Source organism: Pseudomonas sp. R3-41, from assembly GCF_054161485.1.
Genome location: NZ_CP096421.1, coordinates 5,827,781 through 5,851,870, shown reverse-complemented (window position 1 = coordinate 5,851,870; position 24,090 = coordinate 5,827,781). Strand labels below are relative to the sequence as shown.

Here is a 24,090-nt window from a genome sequence, read left to right as displayed (position 1 = left end):
GGAGCGAGCCTGTGGGAGCAAAGCTTGCTCGCGATTGCGGTGTATCAATCAGCCTATATGTTGGATTTACTTGCCTCATCGCGAGCAAGCTTTGCTCCCACAGCTGCCTTGGGCGAGGATAAAGAGGGAACACCATGCCAGTCGCCGTGATTCAAATGGTCAGCCAAAGCGATGTGCTCGCGAACCTGGCTCGTGCCTGGGTGCTGCTGGAGCAGGCTGCCGCTGGCGGTGCGAGGCTGGCGGTGCTGCCGGAGAATTTCGCGGCGATGGGGCGGCGGGACGTGGCCGACATCGGGCGCGCCGAAGCCTTTGGTCAGGGACCGATCCTGCCCTGGTTGAAACAGGCCGCCCGTGACCTCAAGTTATGGATTGTGGCCGGTACGCTGCCGTTGCCACCCAAGGACCAGCCCGAGGGCCGGTCCCATGCCTGTTCGTTGCTGGTCGATGACCAGGGCCAGGTCGTGGCGCGCTACGACAAGCTGCACCTGTTCGATGTGGACGTGGCGGACAATCGCGGGCGCTATCGGGAGTCGGATGACTATGCTTATGGTGCCAACGTGGTGGTGGCCGATACCCCCGTCGGCCGGGTGGGCCTGACGGTCTGTTATGACTTGCGGTTCCCGGAGCTCTACAGCGAACTACGCGCTGCCGGGGCCGAGCTGATCACGGCACCGTCGGCGTTTACCGCGGTGACCGGTGCGGCCCATTGGGACGTGCTGATCCGCGCCCGGGCCATCGAGACCCAGTGCTATGTGCTGGCGGCCGCCCAGGGTGGCGTGCATCCGGGGCCTCGGGAAACCTTTGGCCATGCCGCGATTGTCGACCCGTGGGGTCGCGTGCTGGCGCAACAGGATCAAGGCGAGGCCGTGCTGGTGGCCGAGCGCGACAGCAGCGAACAGGCGTCCATCAGGGCGCGCATGCCGGTGGCCAGCCATCGGCGCTTTTTCTCGCAGGGCGCTCGACAGCGGCCTGTCCAAGACGACGAATTCAAGGCGTAAAACATATGAGCGGGTTGTTGTCCTCAGTCAGTGAACACCTTTTAGCCCCCGGCGGCGTGACCCTCGAAAGCCTGCAAGGCGTGCTGGGCGACCTGGCCGGCCCGGGTATCGATGCCGCCGACCTGTATTTCCAAGGCCAGATCTCCGAGTCCTGGTCGCTGGAAGAGGGCATCGTCAAGGAAGGCAGTTTCAACCTCGACCAGGGCGTGGGCGTGCGTGCCCAGTCCGGCGAAAAGACCGGTTTTGCCTACAGCAACGCCATCACCCTCGAAGCCCTCGGCGCAGCGGCCCGTGCGGCCCGCTCGATCTCCCGGGCCGGGCAGAACGGCACGGTCCAGGCATTCAGCAGCCAGGACGTGGCGCAGCTCTATGCCCCGGACAACCCACTGGAAGTCATGAGCCGCGCCGAAAAAGTCGAGCTGCTCAAGCGCATCGACGTCGCCACCCGCGCCCTCGACCCACGCATCCAGCAAGTGTCGGTCAGCATGGCCGGGGTCTGGGAACGGATCCTGGTGGCCTCCACCGACGGTGGCCTGGCGGCGGACGTGCGGCCATTGGTGCGTTTCAACGTCAGCGTGATCGTCGAGCAGAACGGCCGTCGCGAGCGCGGCGGCCATGGCGGCGGCGGGCGCACCGACTACCGTTATTTCCTCAGTGAAGACCGCGCCATGGGCTATGCCCGCGAAGCGCTGCGCCAGGCGTTGGTCAACCTCGAAGCCATCCCGGCCCCGGCCGGTACATTACCCGTGGTGCTCGGCTCCGGCTGGTCCGGCGTGCTGTTGCACGAAGCGGTGGGCCACGGGCTGGAAGGCGACTTCAACCGCAAGGGCAGCTCGGCCTACAGTGGGCGCATGGGGGAAATGGTCGCCTCGAAACTCTGCACCATTGTCGATGACGGCACCCTGGCGGGGCGTCGTGGCTCCCTGAGCGTCGACGATGAAGGCACGCCGACCGAATGCACCACGCTGATCGAAAACGGTGTGCTCAAAGGCTACATGCAGGACAAGCTCAACGCCCGATTGATGGGTGTGGCCCGTACCGGCAACGGTCGCCGTGAGTCTTATGCACATCTGCCGATGCCGCGCATGACCAACACCTACATGCTCGGTGGCCAGAGCGATCCGGCGGAGATCATCGCCTCGGTGAAAAAAGGCATCTATTGCGCCAACCTCGGCGGCGGCCAGGTGGACATCACCAGCGGCAAGTTCGTGTTCTCCACCAGCGAGGCCTACCTGATCGAAGACGGCAAGATCACCGCACCGGTCAAGGGCGCGACCCTGATCGGCAACGGGCCGGAGGCGATGAGCAAGGTGTCGATGGTGGGTAACGACCTGTCGCTGGACAGCGGGGTGGGTACGTGCGGCAAGGACGGGCAATCGGTGCCGGTGGGCGTCGGCCAGCCGACCCTGAAGATCGATGCGATTACCGTGGGTGGCACGGGCGCTTGAAGACATTCGGGGACTTGCTTGAGTCGTGGCGAGGGCGCTTGCTCCCGCTCGGTTGCGTAGCAACCGCATTTGGGCTACTGCGTAGCCCAGCGGGAGCAAGCTCCCTCGCCACGGTAACAGTCACCCCGTGGAGGGGCGTGAAGCGGGTGAAGCTCAACGCAGGCCGCGTTGAGTCTCGTCCAGCTCACGGATGTACTTGAAGATTTTACGGCTCGAGGCCGGTGGCTTGTTCTGCGCCAGTTCGTGCTGGGCCTGACGGATCAGGGAGCGCAGTTGCTGGCGATCGGCCTCCGGGTAGTCGATGACGAACTTTTCCAGGGTGCCGTCGTCGCCTGCGATCAAGCGATCGCGCCAGCGTTCCAGGTTGTGGAAACGTTCGTTGTACTGCCGGGTGGAGGCATCGAGTTGATCGAGCAGCACCAGGATGGCGTCAGTGTCCTGATCGCGCATCAGTTTGCCGATGAATTGCAGGTGCCGTTTACGCGCGATATTCGCGGTGTGCTTGGGCGCATCGGCCAGGGCCCGGCGCAAGGCGTCGGTCAAAGGCAGTTTGGCCAGCAAGTCAGGCTTGAGTGTTGTCAGGCGCTCGCCGAGGTCAACCAGAGCATGCAGCTCGCGTTTGACCTGGGATTTGCTTTTTTCACCCTCGTAGAGGGAGTCGTCGTAAGAATCAACCATGGTGGCAGTCCGCAAAGAAACGCCGCCATGATAACCAGTCGGGGGCCGCTTGTCCGGCCCGGTCGCTCGATGGCCATCACCGAAAACAGAATTTGAGTGGAGAACACCATGAGTGCAGTTCAAAGCGTCGGCCCGCAAGCATTGCCGGCACTGCAGGAACAGGTCGAGCAGATCCTCGCCGAGGCCAAGCGCCAGGGTGCCAGTGCGTGCGAAGTGGCGGTGTCCCTGGAGCAGGGTCTGTCGACGTCGGTACGCCAGCGCGAGGTGGAAACCGTCGAGTTCAATCGCGACCAGGGGTTTGGCATCACCTTGTACGTGGGCCAGCGCAAGGGCTCGGCCAGCACCTCGGCCAGCGGCCCGGACGCCATCCGCGAAACCGTCGCCGCCGCGCTGGCGATTGCCCAGCACACCTCCGAAGACGAAGCTTCGGGCCTGGCCGATGCTGCGCTGATGTGCAAGGAACTGAAGGATTTCGACCTGTTCCACGCCTGGGACATCACCCCAGAGCAGGCCATCGAGCAGGCACTGCGTTGCGAAGCGGCGGCATTCGAGGCCGACAGCCGGATCAAGAACGCCGACGGCACGACGCTCAATACCCACCAGGGCTGCCGGGTCTACGGCAACAGCCACGGTTTCATCGGCGGTTATGCATCGACCCGTCACAGCCTCAGTTGCGTGATGATCGCCGAAGCCGACGGCCAGATGCAGCGCGACTACTGGTACGACGTGAGCTGCCAGGGCACCTTGCTGGCGGACCCGGTGAGCATCGGCCGCAAAGCCGCGCAACGGGCGGCCAGCCGTCTGGGCGCGCGGCCGGTGCCGACCTGCGAAGTGCCGGTGCTGTTTTCGGCCGAGTTGGCCGGTGGACTGTTCGGCAGCTTCTTGTCAGCGGTGTCCGGCGGCAACTTGTACCGCAAGTCGTCGTTCCTCGAGGGCGCGCTGGGCCAGAAGCTGTTCCCGGAATGGATGACCATCGACGAGCGTCCGCATCTGATGCAGGCCATGGGCAGTTCGGCGTTCGATGGCGATGGCCTGGCCACCTATGCCAAGCCGTTCGTGGAAAACGGCGAACTGGTGTCCTACATCCTCGGCACCTATTCGGGCCGTAAGCTCGGCATGCCGAGCACCGCCAATGCCGGTGGCGTGCATAACCTGTTCGTGACCCATGGCGAAGAAGACCAGGCTGCCTTGCTGCGCCGCATGGGTCGGGGCCTGCTGGTGACGGAACTGATGGGCCACGGCCTGAACATGGTCACCGGGGATTATTCCCGTGGCGCGGCGGGTTTCTGGGTCGAGAACGGCGAGATCCAGTTCCCGGTCCAGGAAGTGACCATCGCCGGGAACATGCGCGACATGTTCAAACAGATCGTGGCCGTGGGCAACGATCTGGAATTGCGCAGCAACATCCGCACCGGCTCGGTGCTGATCGAGCGGATGATGGTGGCGGGGAGCTAACGCCTCACCGTGTAAAAAAGGCGCGTCATCCACTGGGGGTGACGCGCCTTTTTTGTGCCCGACGATCCTGTGGCGAGAGCGCTTTTGTGGCGAGGGAGCTTGCTTCCGCTGGGCCGCGAAGCGACCCAAAAATCTTGCGGTCGCTGCGCAACCGAGCGGGAGCAAGCTCCCTCGCCACGATGAATTTGTATCGCTTGCGGTTGTGTTGCTTATTATTATCATCTAATAATGAATCTCATTCGTCGAGTGAGCCCCGGTCATGAGTTCTGCCCTGCACGAACAACCCTACCTTGAAAGCTGGCGCTGGATGAGTCGCCAGATCCGTTGCGCGATGAACCCGGACGAGCCGAAGCTGATCGAGCATTACCTGGCCGAGGGCCGCTACCTGGCGTGTTGTACCGCCACCTCGCCGTGGATGATTTCCGAAACTGCCTTCCGTTTGCTGCTCGACACCGCCTCGGACGTCGCGCTGCCCTGGCATTGGCGCAGCCTCTGCCTTGACCAGGCCTGGCGACCATTGCGTGACCTCGAACGACAATCACTGTGCCGCTGCCGCCTCAAGCGTTGGCAGAGTCACGCCTGGGCGCTGGCCACCTGTGCCCTGGCGCCGTCGATTCCCCTTATTGAATTGGTGCAAGGATCTCCCGATGAGTAATACCCGTATCGAACGCGACAGCATGGGCGAGTTGCACGTCCCGGTGGACGCTCTCTATGGCGCCCAGACCCAGCGTGCCGTGGAAAACTTCCCGGTCAGCGGCCAGCGGATGCCGACGCAATTCATCCGAGCCCTGATCCTGGCCAAGGCCGCGGCCGCACGGGCCAACGTAGAGCTGGAGCAGATCAGCGCGGCCCAGGGCAAGGCCATCGTCGATGCCGCCCTGGGACTGCTCGAAGGTCGTTACATGGACCATTTCCCGGTGGATATCTTCCAGACCGGCTCCGGCACCAGTTCCAACATGAACGCCAACGAAGTGATCGCCACCCTCGCCAGCGGCCTGCTGGGAGAGACGGTCAACCCGAACGACCACGTCAACTGCGGCCAGAGCAGCAACGACGTCATTCCCACCAGCATTCATGTCAGCGCCGCGCTGGCCTTGCATGAGCAATTGCTACCGGCGCTGTCGCACCTGGTGCAGGTGATCGAGCGCAAGGCGAAAGAAGTCCACCCGTTCATCAAGACCGGCCGCACCCATCTGATGGATGCCATGCCGGTGCGCCTGAGCCAGGTGCTCGACGGTTGGGCCCAGCAACTCAAGGCCAATATCGGCCACTTGCAAGACCTGCTGCCGAGCCTGCAATCCCTGGCCCAGGGGGGTACGGCGGTGGGCACTGGGGTCAATGCCCATCCGCGCTTCGCCGAGTTGTTCAGCCAGCAACTGACGCAATTGACCCAGGTGCAATTCACCCCAGGCAAGAACCTGTTCGCCTTGATCGGCTCCCAAGACAGCGCCGTGGCGGTTTCCGGGCAGCTCAAGACCACGGCCGTGTCGCTGATGAAAATCGCCAACGACCTGCGCTGGATGAATTCCGGGCCGCTGGCAGGCCTGGGCGAGATCGAACTCGAGGTCTTGCAGCCGGGTTCCTCGATCATGCCCGGCAAGGTCAACCCGGTCATTCCTGAAGCCACCGCGATGGTGGCCGCCCAGGTGATCGGCAACGACACGGTGATCACCATCGCCGGTCAATCAGGCAATTTCGAATTGAACGTGATGCTGCCGATCATTGCCCAGAACCTGCTGAGCAGCATCACCCTGATGTCCAGCGCCAGCCGCTTGCTGGCGGACAAGGCCATCGCCACGTTCAAGGTCAACGAAGCCAGGCTCAAGGAAGCGTTGTCGCGCAACCCGATCCTGGTGACCGCGCTGAACCCGATCATCGGTTACCAGAAGGCCGCTGAAATCGCCAAGAAGGCTTACCAGCAAGGCCGGCCGGTCATCGATGTCGCCCTGGAACACACCGACCTGACGCGCAGCGAACTCGAAGTCCTGCTGGACCCGGAGAAGCTCACCGCTGGCGGCGTGTAACCCCCGACACCTGTGTGGAGGACTCATCATGGAACATTGGAAACGTACGATCGAACGGGCCAATCGCTGTTTCATGCAAGGCGAGCTGGTGGATGCCCGCGAAGCCTACCTGCAAGCCCTGGCGCTGGCCCAAGTGTTGTTCGAGCGTTGGGCGGACGCCGACGAAGCCGTGGCTGCCTGCGTCGTCTCCCACCACAACCTGGCGGACCTTCACCTGCGCTTGAACCAGCCGGAGGAGAGCGCCGAATACTTGTGCGCGATCCACCAGCGGTTGTTGCAGACAATGCAGGACGAACGCCTGGCACCGGCCCTGCGCGCCGCTGCGCAACGCCAGAGCCACAAGACCTATGTCGAACTGCTGAATTTCATCAGCGAGCACGGTGAGTACCCGCGTACCCAACGTCTGCTGCACTGCAATGCCACCACGCCCCGGCCGCGCTATGCCCCTCTTCATCATGGAGTTCATTGAACATGGCTTTTACCTTGCCTGCATTGCCTTACGCCTACGACGCCCTGGAACCGCACATCGATGCGCAAACCATGGAGATCCACTACACCAAGCACCACCAGACCTACATCAATAACCTCAACGCGGCGGTGGATGGCACCGAATACGCCGAATGGCCCGTCGAAAAACTGGTGGCCAGCGTGGAGCAGTTGCCACAAAGCCTGAAGGCCGCAGTGATCAATCAGGGCGGTGGTCACGCCAACCATTCGTTGTTCTGGGAAGTGATGACGCCCCAGGGCGGCGGCCAGCCCGAGGGCGCCCTGGCGGCGGCGATCGACGCGCAACTGGGCGGCATCGAGCGTTTCAAGGAAGCCTTCACCAAAGCGGCGCTGACCCGGTTTGGCAGCGGCTGGGCCTGGTTGAGCGTGACCCCGCAAAAGACCCTGGTGGTGGAAAGCAGCGGCAACCAGGACAGTCCGTTGATGAATGGCAACACGCCGATTCTTGGTCTCGACGTTTGGGAGCACGCCTATTACTTGCGCTACCAGAACCGTCGACCTGAATACATCAACGCCTTCTACAACGTGATCAATTGGCCTGAAGTTGCCCGACGCTATCAGGCAGCGCTGGCTTCAAGTCCTTCATGAACACAACCCAAGGCTGATCATGGACACTCAAACACTGGCGATTGGCGGCGGACGGATGTTCCGCTATGCCTTGGGGTCGCTGTTGCTGTTGGCCGGCATGACGTTGTTGGCGGCCCAGGGCCTGGCGTGGCTGGACCTGGAGCCCAAGCTGTTGCGGGCGCTTCAAGGCGGTGGGTTGTGCGCCTTGGGTACCGCGCTGGGGGCCGTGCCGGTGCTGGTCATTCGACGCATGCCCCAGGCTGTGAGCGATTCGCTGCTAGGCTTCGGGGCCGGGGTAATGCTCGCCGCCACGGCGTTTTCGCTGATCGTGCCGGGCATTGCCGCGGCCGAGCAACTGGGGCTCACGCCTTGGGCCGCCAGCGGTCTTATCTGTTTTGGCATCATGTCGGGGGCGTTCGGGCTGTACCTGGTGGACCGCAAGGTCTCAGCCAGCCCCGAACGGCTGGTCGCAGCGCCAGGACGTCCGGTCATTGCGCCGCGGATCTGGTTGTTCGTGTTCGCCATCATCGCCCACAACATTCCAGAAGGCATGGCGGTGGGCGTGTCCGCAGGCGGCGGCATGCCGGATGCCGACAGCCTGGCAATGGGTATCGCCTTGCAGGATGTCCCCGAAGGGCTGGTGATCGCGCTGGTGCTGGCCGCGGCGGGTATGTCGCGGGTGAAGGCGTTCCTGATTGGCGCCGCGTCCGGGCTGGTCGAACCCGTGTTCGCGCTGTTGTGCGCCTGGTTGGTGAGCCTGGCCGAGATGCTCTTGCCCCTGGGTCTGGCCTTGGCGGCCGGGGCGATGCTGCTGGTGGTGACCCATGAGGTGATTCCCGAATCCCGTCGCAATGGTTACGAGAAATTGGCGAGCCTGGGATTGCTGGTGGGGTTTTGTCTGATGATGGTGTTGGATACGGCGTTGGCCTGATGCAATCCAGGGGCCATGCGTTTGTGCTGTTGTGGCGAGGGAGCTTGCTCCCGCTGGCCTGCGAAGCAGGCCCCGTTGTGTTTTCCTGCTGTGGATTTACGGCTGCTTCGCAGCCGAGCGGGAGCAAGCTCCCTCGCCACAACTAAGCTCGGCTCGAGTCCAGGGGCGGTTATTCGCCTTCGTCAAAGTAGTTGTTGATCAGCGCCACCAGCGCATCCATCGCTTCCTGCGCCTGCTCCCCTTCAGTGCTCAGGTGAATCTTCGTGCCCTTGCCAGCGGCGAGCATCATCATCGCCATGATGCTTTTACCGTCGACGGTGCTCTCGGGCGTACGTCCGACCCTGATGGTGGTATCTGGAAACTTTCCCGCCACACCGACGAATTTTGCCGACGCTCGGGCATGCAAACCCAGCTTGTTGATGATTTCAATTTCCCGAGCAGGCATCGCGATGTGAATCCTTTAGCTGAGGTCGCGGTGGCGAACCTGGACATTCTTCAGGGATTGTTGCAGGAGCTGACCCAGGCGTTCGGTCAGGTAGACGGAGCGGTGATGACCGCCGGTACAGCCGATGGCAATCGTGACGTAGGCGCGATTGCTCGCGGCAAAGCGGGGTAGCCATTTGAGCAGGTAGCTGGAGATGTCCTGGTACATTTCCTCGACGTCCGGCTGTGCGGCCAGGTAGTCGATCACCGGTTGGTCAAGCCCGGACTGCTCGCGCAATTCCGGCTTCCAATAGGGGTTGGGCAGGCAGCGCACATCGAACACCAGGTCGGCGTCCACCGGCATGCCACGCTTGAAACCGAACGACTCCACCAGGAACGCCGTGCCCGGCTCCGGTTGGTTCAGCAGGCGCAGCTTGATCGTGTCACGTAGCTGATACAGGTTCAGGTGCGTGGTGTTGACCTTCAGGTCGGCCAGGTCGGCAATCGGCCCCAGCAGTTGGCTTTCATCCTCGATGGCTTCGGCCAGGGAGCGGTTGGCGTTGCTCAGGGGGTGGCGCCGGCGGGTTTCGGAAAAGCGCTTGAGCAGCGTCTCCTCATCGGCATCCAGGTACAACACATCGCACTGGATATGCCGGCTGCGCACTTCCTCGAGCAGTTCAGGGAAGCGCGACAGGTGGCTCGGCAGATTGCGCGCATCGATGGACACCGCCACCAGCGACTGCGCCAGTTCCGTGTGGATCAGGGCGCGCTCGGCCAGTTCCGGCAGCAGGCCGGCGGGCAGGTTGTCGATGCAATAGTAGCCGCTGTCCTCAAGCACGTTGAGGGCCGTGCTTTTACCGGAGCCGGAGCGGCCACTGACGATGATCATGCGCATGTTTAATGACCGTTCTGCTCGTCCAGGACCACCTGGTACAAAGCTTCGTTACTCGGTGCGCTGCGCAGTTTTTCGCGCACTTCCTTGCGGTCCAGCATGCTGGCAATCTGGCGCAGCAGCTCGAGGTGCGCATCGGTCGCCGCTTCCGGAACCAGCAATACAAACAGCAGGTCGACCGGGGCGCCGTCGATGGCGTCGAAATCTATGGGGGTATCAAGGTGCAACAATGCGCTGATCGGCGCGGCACACCCCTTGAGACGGCAGTGAGGAATGGCGATGCCGTTGCCAAAACCGGTGGAACCGAGTTTTTCACGGGCAACCAGGGCCTCGAAGACGTCCTGCATCACCAGATCAGGCACCTCGCGGTGGATCAGGTTGGCAATTTGTTCGAGGGCTTTCTTTTTACTGCCGCCCGGCGCGTTCACTTGGGAACGGCCGGGGGTCAGGATGGTTTCTAGTCGGATCATGGATTGGGGGGGTTAACGACCGGTAGCGCCCTGGAGGAGGCTCTGGGTCTTTTCCTTATGCTTTTTGAGTTGGCGATCCAGCTTGTCGGTCAGCAGGTCAATCGCGGCATACATGTCTGTGTGCTCTGCGTTGGCAACCACTTCTCCGCCGGGAATATGCAGCGTGGCTTCGATTTTCTGCAGCAGCTTCTCGACGTTCATCGTGACTTGCACGTTGGTGATCTTGTCGAAATGCCTCTCCAATCGGTCGAGTTTTTCGCCGATGTAGGTGCGCAGGGGTTCGGTCACTTCCAGTTGGTGTCCACTGATGTTGACTTGCATACAGCTTCTCCTTCGTTGCCAGTGCATAAAGCGGCAGGCAGAAATGCCTGCCACTGGAACGCTGTGGCGTGGCCTTGTTACATCAACCGCTTGCGCTCGCTCGAAGGCGCGATCCCGAGGGATTCACGGTACTTGGCGACGGTACGGCGGGCCACCTGAATGCCTTGTGCCTCCAGTAAACCAGCGATCTTGCTGTCACTCAACGGCTTTTTCTGATTTTCCGCAGCCACCAGTTTTTTGATGATCGCGCGGATGGCCGTGGACGAGCATTCGCCGCCTTCGGAGGTGCTGACGTGGCTGGAGAAAAAGTATTTCAATTCATAGATGCCCCGGGGGGTATGCATGAATTTCTGGGTGGTCACCCGGGAAATCGTCGATTCGTGCATGCCCACGGCTTCGGCAATGTCATGCAGGACCAACGGTTTCATCGCTTCATCGCCGTACTCCAGGAAGCCGCGCTGATGCTCGACGATCTGGGTGGCAACTTTCATCAATGTTTCGTTGCGGCTTTGCAAGCTCTTGATGAACCAGCGGGCTTCCTGCAGCTGATTGCGCATGAAGGTGTTGTCGGCGCTGGTGTCGGCACGCTTGACGAAGCCAGCGTACTGGGCGTTGACGCGCAGCTTGGGCACCGACTCCTGGTTGAGCTCCACCAGCCAGCGATCATTGTGCTTGCGCACGATCACGTCGGGCACCACGTACTCAGGCTCGGTGGATTCGATCTGCGAGCCGGGGCGCGGGTTGAGGCTCTGCACCAGCTCGATGACCTGGCGCAGCTCATCTTCCTTGAGCTTCATGCGGCGCATCAGTTGGCTGTAGTCGCGACCGCCCAGCAGGTCGATGTAATCGGTGACCAGTCGCTTGGCTTCGGCCAGCCACGGTGTCTTGGCGGACAACTGGCGCAATTGCAGCAACAGGCACTCGCCCAGGTTGCGAGCGCCGATGCCGGCCGGCTCGAACTGCTGGATGCGATGGAGGACGGCTTCGATCTCGTCCAGCTCGATGTCGAGCTCGGGGTCGAAGGCTTCGAGGATCTCCTCGAGGGTCTCGTCCAGGTAGCCCTGGTTGTTGATGCAATCGATCAGGGTCACGGCGATCAGGCGATCGGTGTCGGACATCGGCGCCAGGTTCAGTTGCCACAACAAGTGGCTTTGCAGGCTCTCGCCGGCAGAGGTGCGGGTGGTGAAGTCCCACTCGTCGTCATCGCTGCTTGGCAGGTTGCTGGCGCTGGTCTGGTAGACGTCTTCCCAGGCCGTGTCCACGGGCAGCTCGTTGGGAATGCGTTCGTTCCATTCGCCTTCCTCGAGGTTGTCCACCGTCGGGGCGGCTTCCTGGTAGGACGGTTCCGGGATCTCGGTATTGGTCTTCTGCTCGACGTTGTCGGCCAGCGGATCGGTGTTATCGAAGTCGTCGCCTTCTTCCTGGCGTTCGAGCATCGGATTGGACTCCAGGGCCTCCTGGATTTCCTGTTGCAGGTCCAGGGTCGACAATTGGAGCAGGCGGATGGCCTGTTGCAGCTGCGGTGTCATCGTCAGCTGCTGGCCCATTCTCAAGACTAGCGATGGTTTCATGGCAGGGGCTTAACACCTTATTCGCCGGCGCACATGCGCCATCCACTACAGGGCGCCGAAGCGCCAAACTTAAGCAAATTATATGCCTGAAACTGAAGTGTTTGCCTAGAGCGTCGCCATAATAAAATTAAACGACGCCCCGGCAATTCGCCAGACACGTGTGCTTACAGGCGGAACTCATGGCCCAGGTACACTTCCTTGACCAGGTCGTTGGCCAGGATCGCAGCGGAGTCACCTTCGGCGATCAACTGGCCGTCATTGACAATGTAGGCGGTTTCGCAGATATCCAGCGTCTCGCGCACGTTGTGGTCGGTGATCAGTACGCCGATGCCCTTGGCCTTGAGGTGATGGATGATCTGCTTGATGTCCCCCACCGAGATCGGGTCCACGCCGGCGAACGGTTCGTCGAGCAGGATGAATTTCGGCGCGGTGGCCAGGGCGCGGGCGATTTCCACGCGACGCCGTTCACCACCAGACAGGCTCATGCCCAGGTTGTCGCGAATGTGGCTGATGTGGAATTCCTGTAACAGGCTTTCCAGCTCCTGGCGACGGCCGGCCTTGTCGAGTTCCTTGCGGGTCTCGAGGATCGCCATGATGTTGTCGGCCACCGACAGTTTGCGGAAGATCGACGCTTCTTGCGGCAAATAGCCGATACCGGCCTTCGCGCGGCCGTGCATCGGCTGGTGGCTGACATCCAGGTCGTCGATCAGTACGCGACCCTGATCGGCCTGGACCAGGCCGACGATCATATAGAAGCAAGTAGTCTTGCCCGCGCCATTGGGGCCGAGCAGGCCGACGATCTGGCCGCTGTCGATGGACAGGCTGACATCACGCACGACTTGACGGCTCTTGTAGCTCTTGGCCAAGTGCTGAGCTTTCAGAGTTGCCATTACTGGGCCTTCTGCTCGGTTTTCTTTTTAGGCTGGATCACCATGTCGATCCGCGGACGCTGCTCGGTCACCTTGCTGCCGGTGGCGCGACCGGCGCTGGCGAGTTTCTTGTTGGTGTCGTAGACGATTTTCTCGCCTTGGGTGACGTTGTTGTCCTTGTCGACGACCTTGGCGCGGTCGATCAGGACCACGCGATCCTGGGAGGCGTGATATTGGATGGTAACGCCGTAGCCTTGTACCGGCTTGGTGTCGCCCGCGGTTTGCATCTGCTCGAAATAGGCCAGGTTGCCCACCGAGGTCACCACGTCGATATCGCCGGACTGGGTGCGGGTGATGGTCACGGTGTTGCCGGTGACCTTCATCGAGCCTTGGGTGATGATCACGTCGCCTTTATAGGTGGCGACGCCATTCTTGTCGTCGAGTTGCGCGTCGTCGGCCTGGATGCGGATAGGCTGGTCGCGGTCGGTGGGAAGAGCCCAGGCGCTCGCGCTTCCCAGTGCTGCGCCCAGACTGAGCAAAATAGGGAGGGTTTTAGCGAGCTTCATACTGTCCTCTTACGTTCGATAGCAGGTGTATCCTGCTTTCCTTCAAATACGCCTTCATTCCCGTGCCGGTCGATACACCCCCGGCGCCGTCGATTCTAACGGGTTGCTCGGTCTGCGCATATTCTTGCTGCGGGAATACCGTCATGCGTGTGCTGGTGATGATGGTCGCACGGTTTTTTTCGTCGGTCCGGGCGATGCGTACCGAGTCGATCAGTTCCACTTCGGTGCCACCGGAATTGACTTCGGCGTGCTCGCTCTGCACATGCCAGGGAAAATCGGTGCCGCGGAATATGTTCAAGTCCGGCTTGGTGACCAGCGTAATGTCAGTGGCCTTGACGTGGTCGACCTTGTCGGACGTCATCTCATATTGCACTTTGCCGTCGGGCAGGTACTGCAGGGTGTGGGTGTTGGTCGCGTACCAGTCGATCTTTTCCTCGACTTGGGCCGCAGGCTGGTCGAGAAACCGTTCAGGGCTGATGTTCCAATAGCCCACCGCGGCGAAAATCGCCGCGATACAGGCAAACACCACAACGGTGCGAATCTTTTTGCTCAGCATAAATGGCTCACAGGTACGCGGCGTTGGCCGCTTCGAGACGGCCCTGGGCGCGCAGGATCAGTTCACAGAATTCGCGGGCGGCACCTTCGCCGCCTCGCGCCGTGGTGATTCCGTGGGCGTGCTCGCGCACGAAACTGGCCGCGTTGGCGACGGCCATGCCCAGGCCGACCCGGCGAATCACCGGCAGGTCCGGCAGGTCGTCACCGAGATAGGCCACTTGTTCATAGCTTAGGTTGAGTTGGCCCAAGAGTTCGTCCAGCACCACCAGTTTGTCTTCGCGCCCCTGGTAAAGGTGCGGGATGCCGAGGTTCTTCGCGCGCCGCTCGACCACCGGGGTCTTTCGGCCACTGATGATAGCGGTCTGCACGCCGGCGGCCATCAACATCTTGATGCCTTGGCCGTCGAGGGTGTTGAAGGTCTTGAACTCGCTGCCGTCTTCGAGGAAATACAGGCGACCGTCAGTCAGTACGCCGTCCACATCGAACACGGCCAGCTTGATGGCTTGGCCCCGTTGCAACAGGTCTGTGTTCATTTACATGACTCCCGCGCGCAGCAAATCGTGCATGTTCAGGGCGCCCACCGGACGGTCTTCGCCATCGACGACGACCAGGGCACTGATTTTGTGGTCTTCCATGATTTTCAGGGCCTCGGCGGCGAGCATCTCGGCACGGGCGGTCTTGCCGTGGGGCGTCATGACTTGCTCGATGGTCGCGCTGTGGATGTCGATGGCGCGGTCCAGGGTGCGGCGCAGGTCGCCGTCGGTAAAGATCCCGGCGAGCTTGCCGTCGGCTTCCAGCACTACCGTCATGCCCAGTCCCTTGCGGGTCATCTCCATGAGCGCGTCCTTGAGCAGCGTGCCGCGCACAACCTGTGGCAATGCCTGGCCGGCGTGCATCACGTTTTCGACTTTCAGCAGCAGGCGACGGCCAAGGGCACCACCGGGATGGGAAAAGGCGAAGTCTTCCGCGGTGAAGCCCCGGGCCTCCAGCAGCGCCACGGCCAGGGCGTCGCCCATGACCAGGGCTGCGGTGGTGGAGGAGGTCGGCGCCAGGTTCAGCGGGCAGGCTTCGTGTTCGACATGAACATTGAGGTTCACTTCGGCGGCCTTGGCCAGCGGCGAGTCCGGGTTGCCGGTCATGCTGATCAACTGGATGCCCAGGCGTTTGATCAACGGCAGCAACGTGATGATTTCATTGGTGGAGCCGGAGTTGGACAAGGCCAGGATGACGTCGTCCCGGGTGATCATGCCCATGTCGCCGTGGCTGGCCTCGGCCGGGTGGACAAAAAAGGCCGTGGTGCCGGTGCTGGCGAGGGTGGCGGCGATCTTGTTGCCGATGTGCCCGGACTTGCCCATGCCGACCACGACCACGCGGCCCTTGCTGGCCAGAATCATCTCGCAGGCGCGTACGAAATCAGCGTCGATATGGGCCAGCAAGCCTTGCACGGCTTCAAGCTCGAGGCGGATGGTACGTTGTGCCGATTGAATCAGGTCGCTGGATTGGTTCATGTCAGAAATCGTATAGCCCGATGAAAAGGCGGCGATTATAGCGGCAATGAACAATTCCCTCACGTAAGTTCGTCATGCTTTGTGCTGGCGGCTGCAAGGTTCGACGTAATATCAGACTTTTTACCTTAAGCCAGGCTTAACGGCGGGGCCGTTGGCCTTGGGCGCTTCGCTGTTGCAGTGATATAGTTCGCCGCCGGTTCGCTGCCGGCGGTAGCGACGCTTGTCGGCTGCCCAAGGCATTCGAATGTGAGGCTGCATCGCAAGGAGTTTAGATGAGTGCCGACAACGCCTACGCGGTCGAGCTGAAGGGACTGTCCTTCAAGCGAGGGACGCGCAGCATTTTCAATGACATCGATATTCGCATACCACGGGGCAAGGTCACCGGCATCATGGGGCCCTCCGGGTGTGGCAAGACCACGCTGCTGCGGCTGATGGGCGCGCAGCTGCGTCCCAGCGCCGGCGAAGTCTGGGTCAATGGCCAGAATCTTCCCCAATTGTCTCGCAGCGACCTGTTCGATGCGCGCAAGCACATGGGGGTGTTGTTCCAGAGCGGCGCGCTGTTCACCGACCTCGATGTGTTCGAGAACGTGGCGTTCCCGCTGCGGGTCCATACCGACCTGCCGGAAGAAATGATCCGCGACATCGTCCTGCTCAAATTGCAGGCCGTCGGGCTGCGCGGCGCCATCGACCTGATGCCGGACGAGCTGTCCGGTGGCATGAAGCGTCGTGTCGCGCTGGCGCGGGCGATTGCCCTCGATCCGAAGATCCTCATGTACGACGAGCCCTTCGTCGGCCAGGATCCGATCGCCATGGGTGTGCTCGTGCGCCTGATCCGCCTGCTTAATGATGCGCTGGGCATCACCAGTATCGTGGTCTCCCACGATTTGGCCGAAACCGCGAGCATTGCCGACTACATCTATGTGGTCGGCGATGGGCAGGTGCTGGGGCAGGGCACGCCGCAGGAACTGGCGGATTCGGACAACCCGCGCATTCGCCAATTCATGAAGGGTGATCCGGACGGGCCGGTGGCGTTCCATTTCCCGGCCACGGATTACCGTACCGATCTGCTGGGGAAGCGCTGATGCGCAAGAAATCACTGTTGGAAAGAATTCGCCTGTTCGGTCGCTCCGGCATCGACGTGGTCGCGGTGCTGGGCCGTTCCTCGCTGTTTTTGATGCACGCCTTGCTCGGTCGCAACTCGACGGGCGGCGGCTTTGGCCTGCTGGTCAAGCAGTTGCACTCGGTGGGCGTGATGTCCCTGGTGATCATCGTCGTCTCCGGGATCTTCATCGGCATGGTGCTGGCACTGCAAGGCTTCAGCATTTTGTCCAGCTACGGTTCGGAGCAGGCGGTCGGGCAGATGGTCGCCCTGACGCTGCTGCGCGAGCTAGGCCCCGTGGTGACCGCGCTGCTGTTCGCCGGGCGGGCCGGTTCGGCGCTGACGGCTGAAATCGGTAACATGAAGTCCACCGAGCAGCTGTCCAGCCTGGAAATGATCGGTGTCGACCCGCTCAAGTACATCGTTGCCCCGCGCCTGTGGGCCGGCTTCATTTCCCTGCCGGTGCTGGCGATGATCTTCAGCGTCGTGGGGATCTGGGGCGGCTCCTGGGTGGCCGTCGACTGGCTGGGGGTCTATGAAGGTTCCTACTGGTCGAACATGCAGAACAGCGTCGATTTCCTCGACGATGTCCTCAATGGCGTGATCAAAAGTGCCGTGTTCGCGTTCGTCGTGACCTGGATCGCCGTGTTTCAAGGCTATGACTGTGAGCCCACTTCAGAGGGGATCAGCCGTGCCACAACCAAGACCGTGGTGTACGCCTCGCTGGCGGTCCTGGGCCTTGACTTTATTCTGACCGCCTTGATGTTTGGAGATTTCTGATGCAAAACCGCACCCTGGAAATCGGTGTCGGCCTTTTCTTGCTGGCTGGCATCCTGGCTTTGCTGCTGCTGGCCCTGCGGGTCAGTGGACTGGCGCCGACGGCAAGCACCGATACTTATAAACTTTATGCCAACTTCGACAATATCGCCGGTTTGACGGTCAGAGCCAAGGTGACCATGGCCGGTGTGACCATCGGCAAGGTCACGGCAATCGATCTGAACCGCGAGGATTTCACCGGTCGGGTGACGCTGCAGTTGGAAAAGCGCGTGGACAACCTGCCGACTGACTCCACTGCATCTATCCTCACGGCTGGGCTGCTGGGCGAGAAGTACATTGGCATCAGCGTGGGTGGAGAGGACACCGTGCTCAAGGACGGTGGCGTCATCCACGACACGCAGTCGTCCCTGGTGCTCGAGGACCTGATCGGTAAATTCCTGCTCAATACCGTTAGCAAAGACGCCAAATGAGGAGCTTTTGAATGATCTCTATCTTGCGACGTAGCCTGTTGGTGCTGCTCGCGGCACTGCCGTTGATGGCCAACGCCGTGGCCGCGCCTTCGGCCCATGACATCATCCAGGACACGACCACCCGGTTGCTGGCGGACCTTGCCGCCAACAAAGAGAAATACAAGCAGGACCCCAGCGCGTTCTATGACGCACTGAACGGCATCGTCGGCCCTGTGGTGGACGCCGATGGCATCTCCAAGAGCATCATGACCGTCAAGTACTCGCGCAAGGCCACCCCGGCGCAGATGACCCGCTTCCAGGAGAACTTCAAGCGCAGCCTGATGCAGTTCTATGGCAACGCCTTGCTGGAGTACAACAACCAGGGCATCACCGTTTCCCCGGCCAAGGATGAAAGCGGCACTCGCACCAGCGTCGACATGCAGGTCAAGGGCAACAACGGCGCGGTCTACCCGGTGTCCTACACGCTCGAGAAGATCAACGGCGAGTGGAAGGTGCGCAACGTGATCATCAACGGCATCAACATCGGCAAGCTGTTCCGCGATCAGTTCGCCGACGCCATGCAGCGCAATGGCAACGACCTGGACAAGACCATCGACGGTTGGGCCGGTGAAGTCGCCAAGGCCAAGGAAGTGACCGAAGAAGCCAAAGAGAAGCAGGAACAATGATCGAGTCGGTGAGTGAATCGGCCGTTCGTCTGGGCGGGGCCGGTGAGCTGCTGCTCAGCGGCGTGTTGGATTACCGCTCTGGGCCGGCCCTGCGCAAGCAGGGCCAGGCGCTGATCAAGTCCATTGGCGGCGCCGAGGTGGTCATTGACTGCTCGGCGGTGCAGAAGTCCAGCAGTGTCGGCTTGTCGCTGCTGCTGTGTTTCATGCGGGACGCCAAGGCGGCCGGCAAAACGTGGAGCATCCGTGGGATGCCCGAAGACATGCGCGAAATAGCCCAGGTCAGCGAGCTGACCGAGCTGTTGGTGCACCCCTGACCCACATTGTTGGAAAAGCCCCTCTGTCAGAGTCCTGCTTCGCGGGGTTCGCAGGCGCGGGGCTTTTTTGTATGATGTGCGACCCGCGCGCACAGGGCGCCGATTGAGGTTGAGCATGCAGGCTGTAGAAGTGAAGAGCTTCCTTGAAGGAAAGCTGCCTGGTACGCAGGTGGAGGTTGAAGGCGAAGGCTGCAATTTCCAGCTGAACGTAATCAGCGATGAACTGGCGGCGTTGAGTCCAGTGAAGCGTCAGCAGAGCATCTATGCCCATTTGAACCCATGGATCGCCGATGGCAGCATCCACGCGGTCACGATGAAATTTTTCAGCAGCGCGGCCTGGGCCGAGCGCACCTGAGCCCAAGGGCCTCGAGATTCTTATGGATAAACTGATTATTACCGGCGGCGCTCGTCTTGATGGCGAAATCCGTATTTCCGGGGCAAAGAACTCCGCCCTGCCAATCCTGGCCGCGACCCTGCTGTGCGACGGTCCTGTGACTGTAGCCAACCTGCCGCACCTGCACGACATCACCACGATGATCGAGCTGTTCGGCCGCATGGGCATCGAGCCGGTGATCGACGAGAAGCTCAGCGTCGAGATCGACCCACGCACCATCAAGACCCTGATCGCCCCGTACGAGCTGGTGAAAACCATGCGCGCATCGATCCTGGTATTGGGCCCGATGGTCGCCCGTTTCGGTGAAGCCGAAGTCGCCTTGCCTGGCGGTTGCGCCATCGGCTCGCGTCCGGTGGACCTGCACATCCGTGGCCTGGAAGCCATGGGCGCGGTGATCGACGTCGAAGGCGGCTACATCAAGGCCAAGGCGCCGGAAGGCGGCTTGCGCGGTGCACACTTCTTCTTCGACACCGTCAGCGTGACCGGTACCGAGAACATCATGATGGCTGCCGCACTGGCCAAGGGCCGCAGCGTGCTGCAGAACGCCGCCCGCGAGCCTGAAGTGGTCGACCTGGCGAACTTCCTGATCGCCATGGGCGCCAAGATCAGCGGCGCCGGCACCGACACCATCACCATCGATGGTGTCGAACGCCTGCATTCGGCTACCTACAAGGTGATGCCGGACCGGATCGAAACCGGCACCTACCTGGTGGCCGCTGCCGTCACCGGTGGCCGCGTCAAGGTCAAGGACACCGATCCGACCATCCTCGAAGCCGTCCTGGAAAAACTCAAGGAGGCCGGTGCCGAAGTCACCTGCGGCGAAGACTGGATCGAAGTGAACATGCACGGCAAGCGGCCCAAGGCCGTCAACGTGCGGACCGCGCCGTACCCGGCGTTCCCCACCGATATGCAGGCGCAGTTCATCTCCCTCAACGCCATTGCCGAAGGCACCGGCGCGGTGATCGAGACGATCTTCGAAAACCGCTTCATGCACGTCTACGAACTGCACCGCATGGGCGCCAAGATCCAGGTCGAAGGCAACACCGCCATCGTCACGGGCACCGAGAAGCTCAAGGGTGCGCCAGTCATGGCCACCGACCTGCGGGCTTCGGCAAGCCTGGTCATCTCGGCCCTGGTTGCCGAAGGCGATACCCTGATCGATCGCATCTACCACATCGACCGTGGCTACGAGTGCATCGAAGAGAAACTGCAGATGCTCGGCGCCAAGATCCGCCGCGTACCGGGCTAGTTCCGGCTGCATGGGCACAAGGATGTGCCCGTTGATTTTCAGGTCGAGGGTGTTTGCACCCTCGATGTGTGTCCGGCGCCGCTTGCGACCGGGCATGAGTACCTTGATAAGGACTGACGTTTCCCATGTTGACCATCGCACTGTCCAAGGGCCGCATCCTTGACGACACCCTGCCGCTTCTGGCTGAAGCGGGCATCGTGCCGACCGAGAATCCGGACAAGAGCCGCAAGCTGATCATCCCCACGACCCAGGCCGACGTGCGCTTGCTGATCGTGCGTGCCACCGACGTGCCGACCTACGTGGAACATGGCGCCGCCGACCTGGGCGTCGCCGGCAAGGACGTGCTGATGGAATACGGCGGCCAGGGCCTGTACGAGCCCCTGGACCTGCGGATCGCCCGCTGCAAGCTGATGACTGCCGGGAAAGTCGGCACGCCGGAGCCCAAGGGGCGTCTGCGGGTGGCGACCAAGTTCGTCAACATCGCCAAGCGTTATTACGCCGAGCAGGGTCGTCAGGTCGATATCATCAAGCTGTACGGTTCGATGGAGCTGGCGCCGCTGATCGGCCTGGCGGACAAGATCATCGACGTGGTCGACACCGGTAACACCCTGCGGGCCAACGGCCTGGAACCCCAGGACTTCATCGCTGACATCACCTCCCGGCTGGTCGTCAACAAGGCGTCGATGAAAATGCAACATGCTCGTATCCAGGCTCTGATCGATACCCTGCGCAAGGCAGTGGAATCGCGACACCGCGGCTGATTCACCTGCGCGACCTTGAGTCGCGCCCGTCTATCCGTGTCATAGCCAATTTTCTCAGGTGCCCACGCGAATGGACTGGTAGCTTAGGGCGCCTGAGCATTTGCCATTAATGAGGCCCTCGCTATGACCGCTCCCACTTCGATTCGCCGACTCAACGCTGCCGACCCGGATTTCGCACATCATCTGGATCATCTGCTGAGCTGGGAAAGCGTGTCTGACGACTCGGTCAATCAGCGGGTGCTGGACATCATCAAGGCCGTGCGCGAGCGTGGCGATGCCGCCCTGGTGGAGTTCACCCAGAAATTCGACGGCCTGCAAGTGGCGTCCATGGCCGACCTGATCCTGCCGCGCGAGCGCCTGGAACTGGCCTTGACCCGGATCACTGTGCCCCAGCGCGAAGCCCTGGAAAAAGCTGCGGCTCGGGTGCGCGATTATCACGAAAGGCAGAAACAGGACTCCTGGAGCTACACCGAAGCCGATGGCACGGTGCTGGGCCAGAAGGTCACCCCGCTGGACCGCGCCGGCCTGTATGTGCCGGGGGGCAAGGCGTCCTATCCGTCCTCGGTGCTGATGAACGCCATCCCGGCCAAGGTCGCCGGCGTGACCGAAGTGGTCATGGTCGTCCCGACCCCGCGAGGTGAGATCAACGAGTTGGTGCTGGCCGCCGCGTGCATCGCTGGCGTGGACCGGGTGTTCACCATCGGCGGTGCCCAGGCCGTGGCGGCGCTGGCCTATGGCACCGAAAGCGTGCCACGGGTGGACAAGGTGGTCGGCCCGGGCAACATCTATGTCGCCACCGCCAAGCGCCACGTGTTTGGCCAGGTTGGCATCGACATGATCGCCGGCCCTTCGGAAATCCTCGTGGTGTGCGACGGCCAGACCGATCCGGACTGGATCGCCATGGACCTGTTTTCCCAGGCCGAGCACGACGAAGACGCCCAGGCGATCCTGGTCAGCCCCGACGCGGAGTTCCTCGACAAGGTTGCCGCCAGCATCGACAAGCTGCTGCCGACCATGGACCGCGCCGAGATCATCAACACGTCGATCAATGGCCGTGGGGCGCTGATCAAAGTCGATGACATGGCGCAGGCCATCGAAGTCGCCAACCGCATCGCGCCGGAACACCTGGAGTTGTCGGTCGCCGACCCGCAGGCCTGGTTGCCGCAGATCCGCCACGCCGGTGCGATCTTCATGGGCCGCCACACCAGCGAGGCCCTGGGTGACTATTGCGCAGGCCCTAACCACGTATTGCCGACGTCCGGCACCGCGCGCTTCTCGTCGCCTCTGGGGGTGTATGACTTCCAAAAACGTTCGTCGATCATCTTCTGCTCCGAGCAGGGTGCCTCCGAACTGGGCAAGACCGCTTCGGTGCTGGCCCGTGGCGAATCGCTGAGCGCCCACGCCCGCAGCGCCGAGTACCGTATTCTTGATGAGCCATCCGTTGAACGGCAGGGGAACTGAAATGAGTAAATTCTGGAGCCCGTTCGTCAAGAACCTGGTGCCCTACGTGCCGGGTGAACAGCCGAAACTGACCCGATTGGTCAAGCTCAACACCAACGAGAACCCCTACGGCCCATCGCCCAAGGCCCTCGCGGCGATGCAGGCCGAGCTGAACGACAATCTGCGCCTGTATCCGGATCCCAACAGCGACCTGCTGAAAGGCGCCGTGGCCCGCTATTACGGCGTGCAGGGCAACCAGGTGTTCCTGGGTAACGGTTCGGATGAAGTGCTGGCGCACATTTTTCACGGTTTGTTGCAACACGACCAGCCGCTGTTGTTCCCGGACATCAGCTACAGCTTCTATCCGGTGTATTGCGGCCTGTACGGTATTCAGTTCGAGGCGGTGCCGCTGGATGAGCAATTCCAGATCGACCCGGCCGACTACGCCAAACCCAACGGCGGGATCATTTTCCCCAACCCGAACGCGCCGACCGGCTGCCTGCTGGCGCTGGAGGCGGTCGAGAGGATTCTCAAGGCCAGCCCGGATTCGGTGGTGGTGGTCGACGAGGCTTATATCGACTTCGGCGGCGAGACGGCCATCAGCCTGGTGGATCGTTATCCGAACCTGCTGGTGACCCAGACCCTGTCCAAGTCCCGCTCGCTGGCGGGGCTGCGCGTGGGCCTGGCGGTGGGTCATCCGGACCTGATCGAGGCGCTGGAGCGGATCAAGAACAGCTTCAACTCCTACCCGTTGGATCGCCTGGCGAATGTCGGCGGCGCAGCGGCGTTCGATGATCGCGAGCATTTCGACCGGACCTGCCGATTGGTCATCGAACACCGTGAGTGGGTGGTGGATCAATTGGAAGCGAAGGGCTTCGAAGTATTGCCCTCGGCGGCCAACTTCATCTTCGCCCGCCACCCCCGGCACGACGCGGCAGGGCTGGCGGCGAAACTGCGGGAGCAGGGCGTGATCGTGCGGCACTTCAAGCAGGAGCGGATTGCCCAATTCCTGCGGATCAGCATCGGCACGCCGGAGCAGAACCAGGCCCTGATCGAAGCCCTCGGCGAACTCTGAAACCCTGCACTGAGCCTGTGGAATCTGTGGAGTCTGTGGGAGCAAAGCTTGCTCGCGATGGCG

At 61.9% G+C, this 24,090-nt stretch carries 29 protein-coding genes; 18 read left to right on the top strand and 11 right to left on the bottom strand.

What is annotated here, in order from left to right:
- The first annotated feature begins 134 nt into the window (after positions 1-134).
- Positions 135-998 carry a carbon-nitrogen hydrolase family protein gene (locus tag M1D99_RS25345; protein WP_434572322.1) on the top strand — a complete coding sequence of 288 codons (864 nt, stop codon included), beginning with the start codon at positions 135-137 and terminating at the stop codon, positions 996-998.
- A gap of 5 nt (positions 999-1,003) precedes the next feature.
- Positions 1,004-2,446, top strand: a complete 1,443-nt coding sequence (gene tldD / locus M1D99_RS25340; protein WP_458130943.1) for a metalloprotease TldD — start codon at positions 1,004-1,006, stop codon at positions 2,444-2,446.
- A 153-nt stretch (positions 2,447-2,599) separates the two neighbouring features.
- Here tldD and yjgA read toward each other — a convergent pair whose 3' ends face one another.
- Positions 2,600-3,124 carry a ribosome biogenesis factor YjgA gene (gene yjgA, locus M1D99_RS25335; protein WP_014336624.1) on the bottom strand — a complete coding sequence of 175 codons (525 nt, stop codon included), beginning with the start codon at positions 3,122-3,124 and terminating at the stop codon, positions 2,600-2,602.
- A 108-nt stretch (positions 3,125-3,232) separates the two neighbouring features.
- Here yjgA and pmbA point away from each other — a divergent pair, with 108 nt between their 5' ends.
- From pmbA to M1D99_RS25305, 6 genes are all read left to right on the top strand, one after another.
- On the top strand, positions 3,233-4,579 hold the full coding sequence (gene pmbA, locus M1D99_RS25330; RefSeq protein ID WP_458130942.1) for a metalloprotease PmbA: 1,347 nt from the start codon (positions 3,233-3,235) through the stop codon (positions 4,577-4,579).
- Positions 4,580-4,838: 259 nt separating this feature from the next.
- Entirely contained in the window at positions 4,839-5,234 is a 396-nt protein-coding gene (locus tag M1D99_RS25325) for a FagA protein (RefSeq protein WP_458130941.1), read from the top strand.
- Positions 5,227-6,603 (top strand): class II fumarate hydratase, encoded by a 1,377-nt coding sequence (locus tag M1D99_RS25320; RefSeq protein WP_458130940.1) that lies wholly within the window; start codon positions 5,227-5,229, stop codon positions 6,601-6,603. The genes M1D99_RS25325 and M1D99_RS25320 overlap by 8 nt, the downstream gene beginning before the upstream one ends.
- A 28-nt stretch (positions 6,604-6,631) precedes the next feature.
- Positions 6,632-7,072, top strand: coding sequence for a hypothetical protein (locus M1D99_RS25315; RefSeq protein ID WP_186708749.1), 441 nt, complete (start codon positions 6,632-6,634; stop codon positions 7,070-7,072).
- A 2-nt stretch (positions 7,073-7,074) separates the two neighbouring features.
- Positions 7,075-7,698: a superoxide dismutase gene (locus M1D99_RS25310; protein WP_186708752.1), complete on the top strand. Its 624-nt coding sequence runs from the start codon at positions 7,075-7,077 to the stop codon at positions 7,696-7,698.
- A gap of 19 nt (positions 7,699-7,717) precedes the next feature.
- Complete coding sequence (locus tag M1D99_RS25305; RefSeq protein ID WP_186708755.1) at positions 7,718-8,608, top strand: ZIP family metal transporter; 891 nt, start codon at positions 7,718-7,720, stop codon at positions 8,606-8,608.
- Between the two features lie 169 nt (positions 8,609-8,777).
- Here M1D99_RS25305 and M1D99_RS25300 read toward each other — a convergent pair whose 3' ends face one another.
- The 10 genes from M1D99_RS25300 to M1D99_RS25255 all read right to left on the bottom strand — a co-directional run bounded on the left by M1D99_RS25300 (position 8,778) and on the right by M1D99_RS25255 (position 15,783).
- Positions 8,778-9,053, bottom strand: a complete 276-nt coding sequence (locus M1D99_RS25300; RefSeq protein ID WP_186708757.1) for an HPr family phosphocarrier protein — start codon at positions 9,051-9,053, stop codon at positions 8,778-8,780.
- Positions 9,054-9,068: 15 nt separating this feature from the next.
- Complete coding sequence (gene rapZ, locus M1D99_RS25295) at positions 9,069-9,926, bottom strand: RNase adapter RapZ (RefSeq protein WP_186708760.1); 858 nt, start codon at positions 9,924-9,926, stop codon at positions 9,069-9,071.
- A gap of 2 nt (positions 9,927-9,928) precedes the next feature.
- Positions 9,929-10,393, bottom strand: coding sequence for a PTS IIA-like nitrogen regulatory protein PtsN (gene ptsN / locus M1D99_RS25290; RefSeq protein WP_186708763.1), 465 nt, complete (start codon positions 10,391-10,393; stop codon positions 9,929-9,931).
- A 12-nt stretch (positions 10,394-10,405) separates the two neighbouring features.
- A complete protein-coding gene (gene hpf, locus M1D99_RS25285) occupies positions 10,406-10,714 on the bottom strand; it encodes a ribosome hibernation-promoting factor, HPF/YfiA family (protein ID WP_003178005.1) in 309 nt (102 codons plus the stop codon).
- A gap of 77 nt (positions 10,715-10,791) precedes the next feature.
- On the bottom strand, positions 10,792-12,285 hold the full coding sequence (locus M1D99_RS25280; RefSeq protein ID WP_186708766.1) for an RNA polymerase factor sigma-54: 1,494 nt from the start codon (positions 12,283-12,285) through the stop codon (positions 10,792-10,794).
- A gap of 164 nt (positions 12,286-12,449) precedes the next feature.
- On the bottom strand, positions 12,450-13,175 hold the full coding sequence (gene lptB, locus M1D99_RS25275) for an LPS export ABC transporter ATP-binding protein (protein ID WP_018614004.1): 726 nt from the start codon (positions 13,173-13,175) through the stop codon (positions 12,450-12,452).
- Positions 13,175-13,720 carry a lipopolysaccharide transport periplasmic protein LptA gene (lptA, locus tag M1D99_RS25270; RefSeq protein WP_186708793.1) on the bottom strand — a complete coding sequence of 182 codons (546 nt, stop codon included), beginning with the start codon at positions 13,718-13,720 and terminating at the stop codon, positions 13,175-13,177. The genes lptB and lptA overlap by 1 nt, the downstream gene beginning before the upstream one ends.
- Positions 13,707-14,276 carry an LPS export ABC transporter periplasmic protein LptC gene (gene lptC / locus M1D99_RS25265; protein ID WP_186730417.1) on the bottom strand — a complete coding sequence of 190 codons (570 nt, stop codon included), beginning with the start codon at positions 14,274-14,276 and terminating at the stop codon, positions 13,707-13,709. Before lptC ends, lptA begins: the two co-directional genes overlap by 14 nt.
- A gap of 7 nt (positions 14,277-14,283) precedes the next feature.
- The gene (locus M1D99_RS25260) at positions 14,284-14,808 is read right to left on the bottom strand and encodes a KdsC family phosphatase (protein ID WP_186708798.1); all 525 of its coding nucleotides are present in this window, start codon (positions 14,806-14,808) and stop codon (positions 14,284-14,286) included.
- Positions 14,809-15,783 carry a KpsF/GutQ family sugar-phosphate isomerase gene (locus M1D99_RS25255; RefSeq protein ID WP_186708801.1) on the bottom strand — a complete coding sequence of 325 codons (975 nt, stop codon included), beginning with the start codon at positions 15,781-15,783 and terminating at the stop codon, positions 14,809-14,811.
- Positions 15,784-16,055: 272 nt separating this feature from the next.
- On the opposite strand from M1D99_RS25255, the gene M1D99_RS25250 reads away from it, so the two are divergent.
- The 10 genes from M1D99_RS25250 to hisC all read left to right on the top strand — a co-directional run bounded on the left by M1D99_RS25250 (position 16,056) and on the right by hisC (position 24,027).
- A complete protein-coding gene (locus M1D99_RS25250; protein WP_092205009.1) occupies positions 16,056-16,865 on the top strand; it encodes an ATP-binding cassette domain-containing protein in 810 nt (269 codons plus the stop codon).
- Positions 16,865-17,662, top strand: a complete 798-nt coding sequence (mlaE, locus tag M1D99_RS25245) for a lipid asymmetry maintenance ABC transporter permease subunit MlaE (RefSeq protein ID WP_186708834.1) — start codon at positions 16,865-16,867, stop codon at positions 17,660-17,662. The genes M1D99_RS25250 and mlaE overlap by 1 nt, the downstream gene beginning before the upstream one ends.
- Positions 17,662-18,129 carry an outer membrane lipid asymmetry maintenance protein MlaD gene (gene mlaD, locus M1D99_RS25240; protein ID WP_003178020.1) on the top strand — a complete coding sequence of 156 codons (468 nt, stop codon included), beginning with the start codon at positions 17,662-17,664 and terminating at the stop codon, positions 18,127-18,129. The genes mlaE and mlaD overlap by 1 nt, the downstream gene beginning before the upstream one ends.
- Before the next feature lie 11 nt (positions 18,130-18,140).
- On the top strand, positions 18,141-18,794 hold the full coding sequence (locus M1D99_RS25235) for an MlaC/ttg2D family ABC transporter substrate-binding protein (protein WP_092333293.1): 654 nt from the start codon (positions 18,141-18,143) through the stop codon (positions 18,792-18,794).
- Between the two features lie 8 nt (positions 18,795-18,802).
- The gene (locus M1D99_RS25230) at positions 18,803-19,108 is read left to right on the top strand and encodes an STAS domain-containing protein (protein ID WP_186730418.1); all 306 of its coding nucleotides are present in this window, start codon (positions 18,803-18,805) and stop codon (positions 19,106-19,108) included.
- 115 nt (positions 19,109-19,223) lie between these two features.
- Positions 19,224-19,463 carry a BolA family protein gene (locus M1D99_RS25225; protein WP_007953556.1) on the top strand — a complete coding sequence of 80 codons (240 nt, stop codon included), beginning with the start codon at positions 19,224-19,226 and terminating at the stop codon, positions 19,461-19,463.
- A gap of 22 nt (positions 19,464-19,485) precedes the next feature.
- A complete protein-coding gene (gene murA / locus M1D99_RS25220) occupies positions 19,486-20,751 on the top strand; it encodes a UDP-N-acetylglucosamine 1-carboxyvinyltransferase (protein WP_186708857.1) in 1,266 nt (421 codons plus the stop codon).
- Between the two features lie 125 nt (positions 20,752-20,876).
- Positions 20,877-21,512, top strand: a complete 636-nt coding sequence (hisG, locus tag M1D99_RS25215) for an ATP phosphoribosyltransferase (protein WP_434572303.1) — start codon at positions 20,877-20,879, stop codon at positions 21,510-21,512.
- 123 nt (positions 21,513-21,635) lie between these two features.
- Complete coding sequence (gene hisD, locus M1D99_RS25210; RefSeq protein ID WP_186708860.1) at positions 21,636-22,973, top strand: histidinol dehydrogenase; 1,338 nt, start codon at positions 21,636-21,638, stop codon at positions 22,971-22,973.
- 1 nt (position 22,974) lies between these two features.
- Positions 22,975-24,027 carry a histidinol-phosphate transaminase gene (hisC, locus tag M1D99_RS25205; RefSeq protein WP_458130939.1) on the top strand — a complete coding sequence of 351 codons (1,053 nt, stop codon included), beginning with the start codon at positions 22,975-22,977 and terminating at the stop codon, positions 24,025-24,027.
- Positions 24,028-24,090: the final 63 nt, after the last annotated feature.

Excerpts from the sequence above, each read along its gene's own strand:
- M1D99_RS25320 (WP_458130940.1), top strand. The coding sequence starts at position 5,227 with ATGAGTAATACCCGTATCGAACGCGACAGCATGGGCGAGTTGCACGTC.
- M1D99_RS25255 (WP_186708801.1), bottom strand. The coding sequence starts at position 15,783 with ATGAACCAATCCAGCGACCTGATTCAATCGGCACAACGTACCATCCGC.
- M1D99_RS25225 (WP_007953556.1), top strand. The coding sequence starts at position 19,224 with ATGCAGGCTGTAGAAGTGAAGAGCTTCCTTGAAGGAAAGCTGCCTGGT.
- hisD (WP_186708860.1), top strand. The coding sequence starts at position 21,636 with ATGACCGCTCCCACTTCGATTCGCCGACTCAACGCTGCCGACCCGGAT.
- mlaD (WP_003178020.1), top strand. The coding sequence starts at position 17,662 with ATGCAAAACCGCACCCTGGAAATCGGTGTCGGCCTTTTCTTGCTGGCT.
- M1D99_RS25280 (WP_186708766.1), bottom strand. The coding sequence starts at position 12,285 with ATGAAACCATCGCTAGTCTTGAGAATGGGCCAGCAGCTGACGATGACA.
- yjgA (WP_014336624.1), bottom strand. The coding sequence starts at position 3,124 with ATGGTTGATTCTTACGACGACTCCCTCTACGAGGGTGAAAAAAGCAAA.
- hisG (WP_434572303.1), top strand. The coding sequence starts at position 20,877 with ATGTTGACCATCGCACTGTCCAAGGGCCGCATCCTTGACGACACCCTG.
- lptC (WP_186730417.1), bottom strand. The coding sequence starts at position 14,276 with ATGCTGAGCAAAAAGATTCGCACCGTTGTGGTGTTTGCCTGTATCGCG.
- rapZ (WP_186708760.1), bottom strand. The coding sequence starts at position 9,926 with ATGCGCATGATCATCGTCAGTGGCCGCTCCGGCTCCGGTAAAAGCACG.
- M1D99_RS25325 (WP_458130941.1), top strand. The coding sequence starts at position 4,839 with ATGAGTTCTGCCCTGCACGAACAACCCTACCTTGAAAGCTGGCGCTGG.
- hpf (WP_003178005.1), bottom strand. The coding sequence starts at position 10,714 with ATGCAAGTCAACATCAGTGGACACCAACTGGAAGTGACCGAACCCCTG.
- M1D99_RS25235 (WP_092333293.1), top strand. The coding sequence starts at position 18,141 with ATGATCTCTATCTTGCGACGTAGCCTGTTGGTGCTGCTCGCGGCACTG.
- tldD (WP_458130943.1), top strand. The coding sequence starts at position 1,004 with ATGAGCGGGTTGTTGTCCTCAGTCAGTGAACACCTTTTAGCCCCCGGC.
- pmbA (WP_458130942.1), top strand. The coding sequence starts at position 3,233 with ATGAGTGCAGTTCAAAGCGTCGGCCCGCAAGCATTGCCGGCACTGCAG.
- M1D99_RS25305 (WP_186708755.1), top strand. The coding sequence starts at position 7,718 with ATGGACACTCAAACACTGGCGATTGGCGGCGGACGGATGTTCCGCTAT.
- lptB (WP_018614004.1), bottom strand. The coding sequence starts at position 13,175 with ATGGCAACTCTGAAAGCTCAGCACTTGGCCAAGAGCTACAAGAGCCGT.
- M1D99_RS25250 (WP_092205009.1), top strand. The coding sequence starts at position 16,056 with ATGAGTGCCGACAACGCCTACGCGGTCGAGCTGAAGGGACTGTCCTTC.
- M1D99_RS25345 (WP_434572322.1), top strand. The coding sequence starts at position 135 with ATGCCAGTCGCCGTGATTCAAATGGTCAGCCAAAGCGATGTGCTCGCG.
- mlaE (WP_186708834.1), top strand. The coding sequence starts at position 16,865 with ATGCGCAAGAAATCACTGTTGGAAAGAATTCGCCTGTTCGGTCGCTCC.
- ptsN (WP_186708763.1), bottom strand. The coding sequence starts at position 10,393 with ATGATCCGACTAGAAACCATCCTGACCCCCGGCCGTTCCCAAGTGAAC.
- M1D99_RS25315 (WP_186708749.1), top strand. The coding sequence starts at position 6,632 with ATGGAACATTGGAAACGTACGATCGAACGGGCCAATCGCTGTTTCATG.
- M1D99_RS25310 (WP_186708752.1), top strand. The coding sequence starts at position 7,075 with ATGGCTTTTACCTTGCCTGCATTGCCTTACGCCTACGACGCCCTGGAA.
- hisC (WP_458130939.1), top strand. The coding sequence starts at position 22,975 with ATGAGTAAATTCTGGAGCCCGTTCGTCAAGAACCTGGTGCCCTACGTG.
- murA (WP_186708857.1), top strand. The coding sequence starts at position 19,486 with ATGGATAAACTGATTATTACCGGCGGCGCTCGTCTTGATGGCGAAATC.
- lptA (WP_186708793.1), bottom strand. The coding sequence starts at position 13,720 with ATGAAGCTCGCTAAAACCCTCCCTATTTTGCTCAGTCTGGGCGCAGCA.
- M1D99_RS25300 (WP_186708757.1), bottom strand. The coding sequence starts at position 9,053 with ATGCCTGCTCGGGAAATTGAAATCATCAACAAGCTGGGTTTGCATGCC.
- M1D99_RS25260 (WP_186708798.1), bottom strand. The coding sequence starts at position 14,808 with ATGAACACAGACCTGTTGCAACGGGGCCAAGCCATCAAGCTGGCCGTG.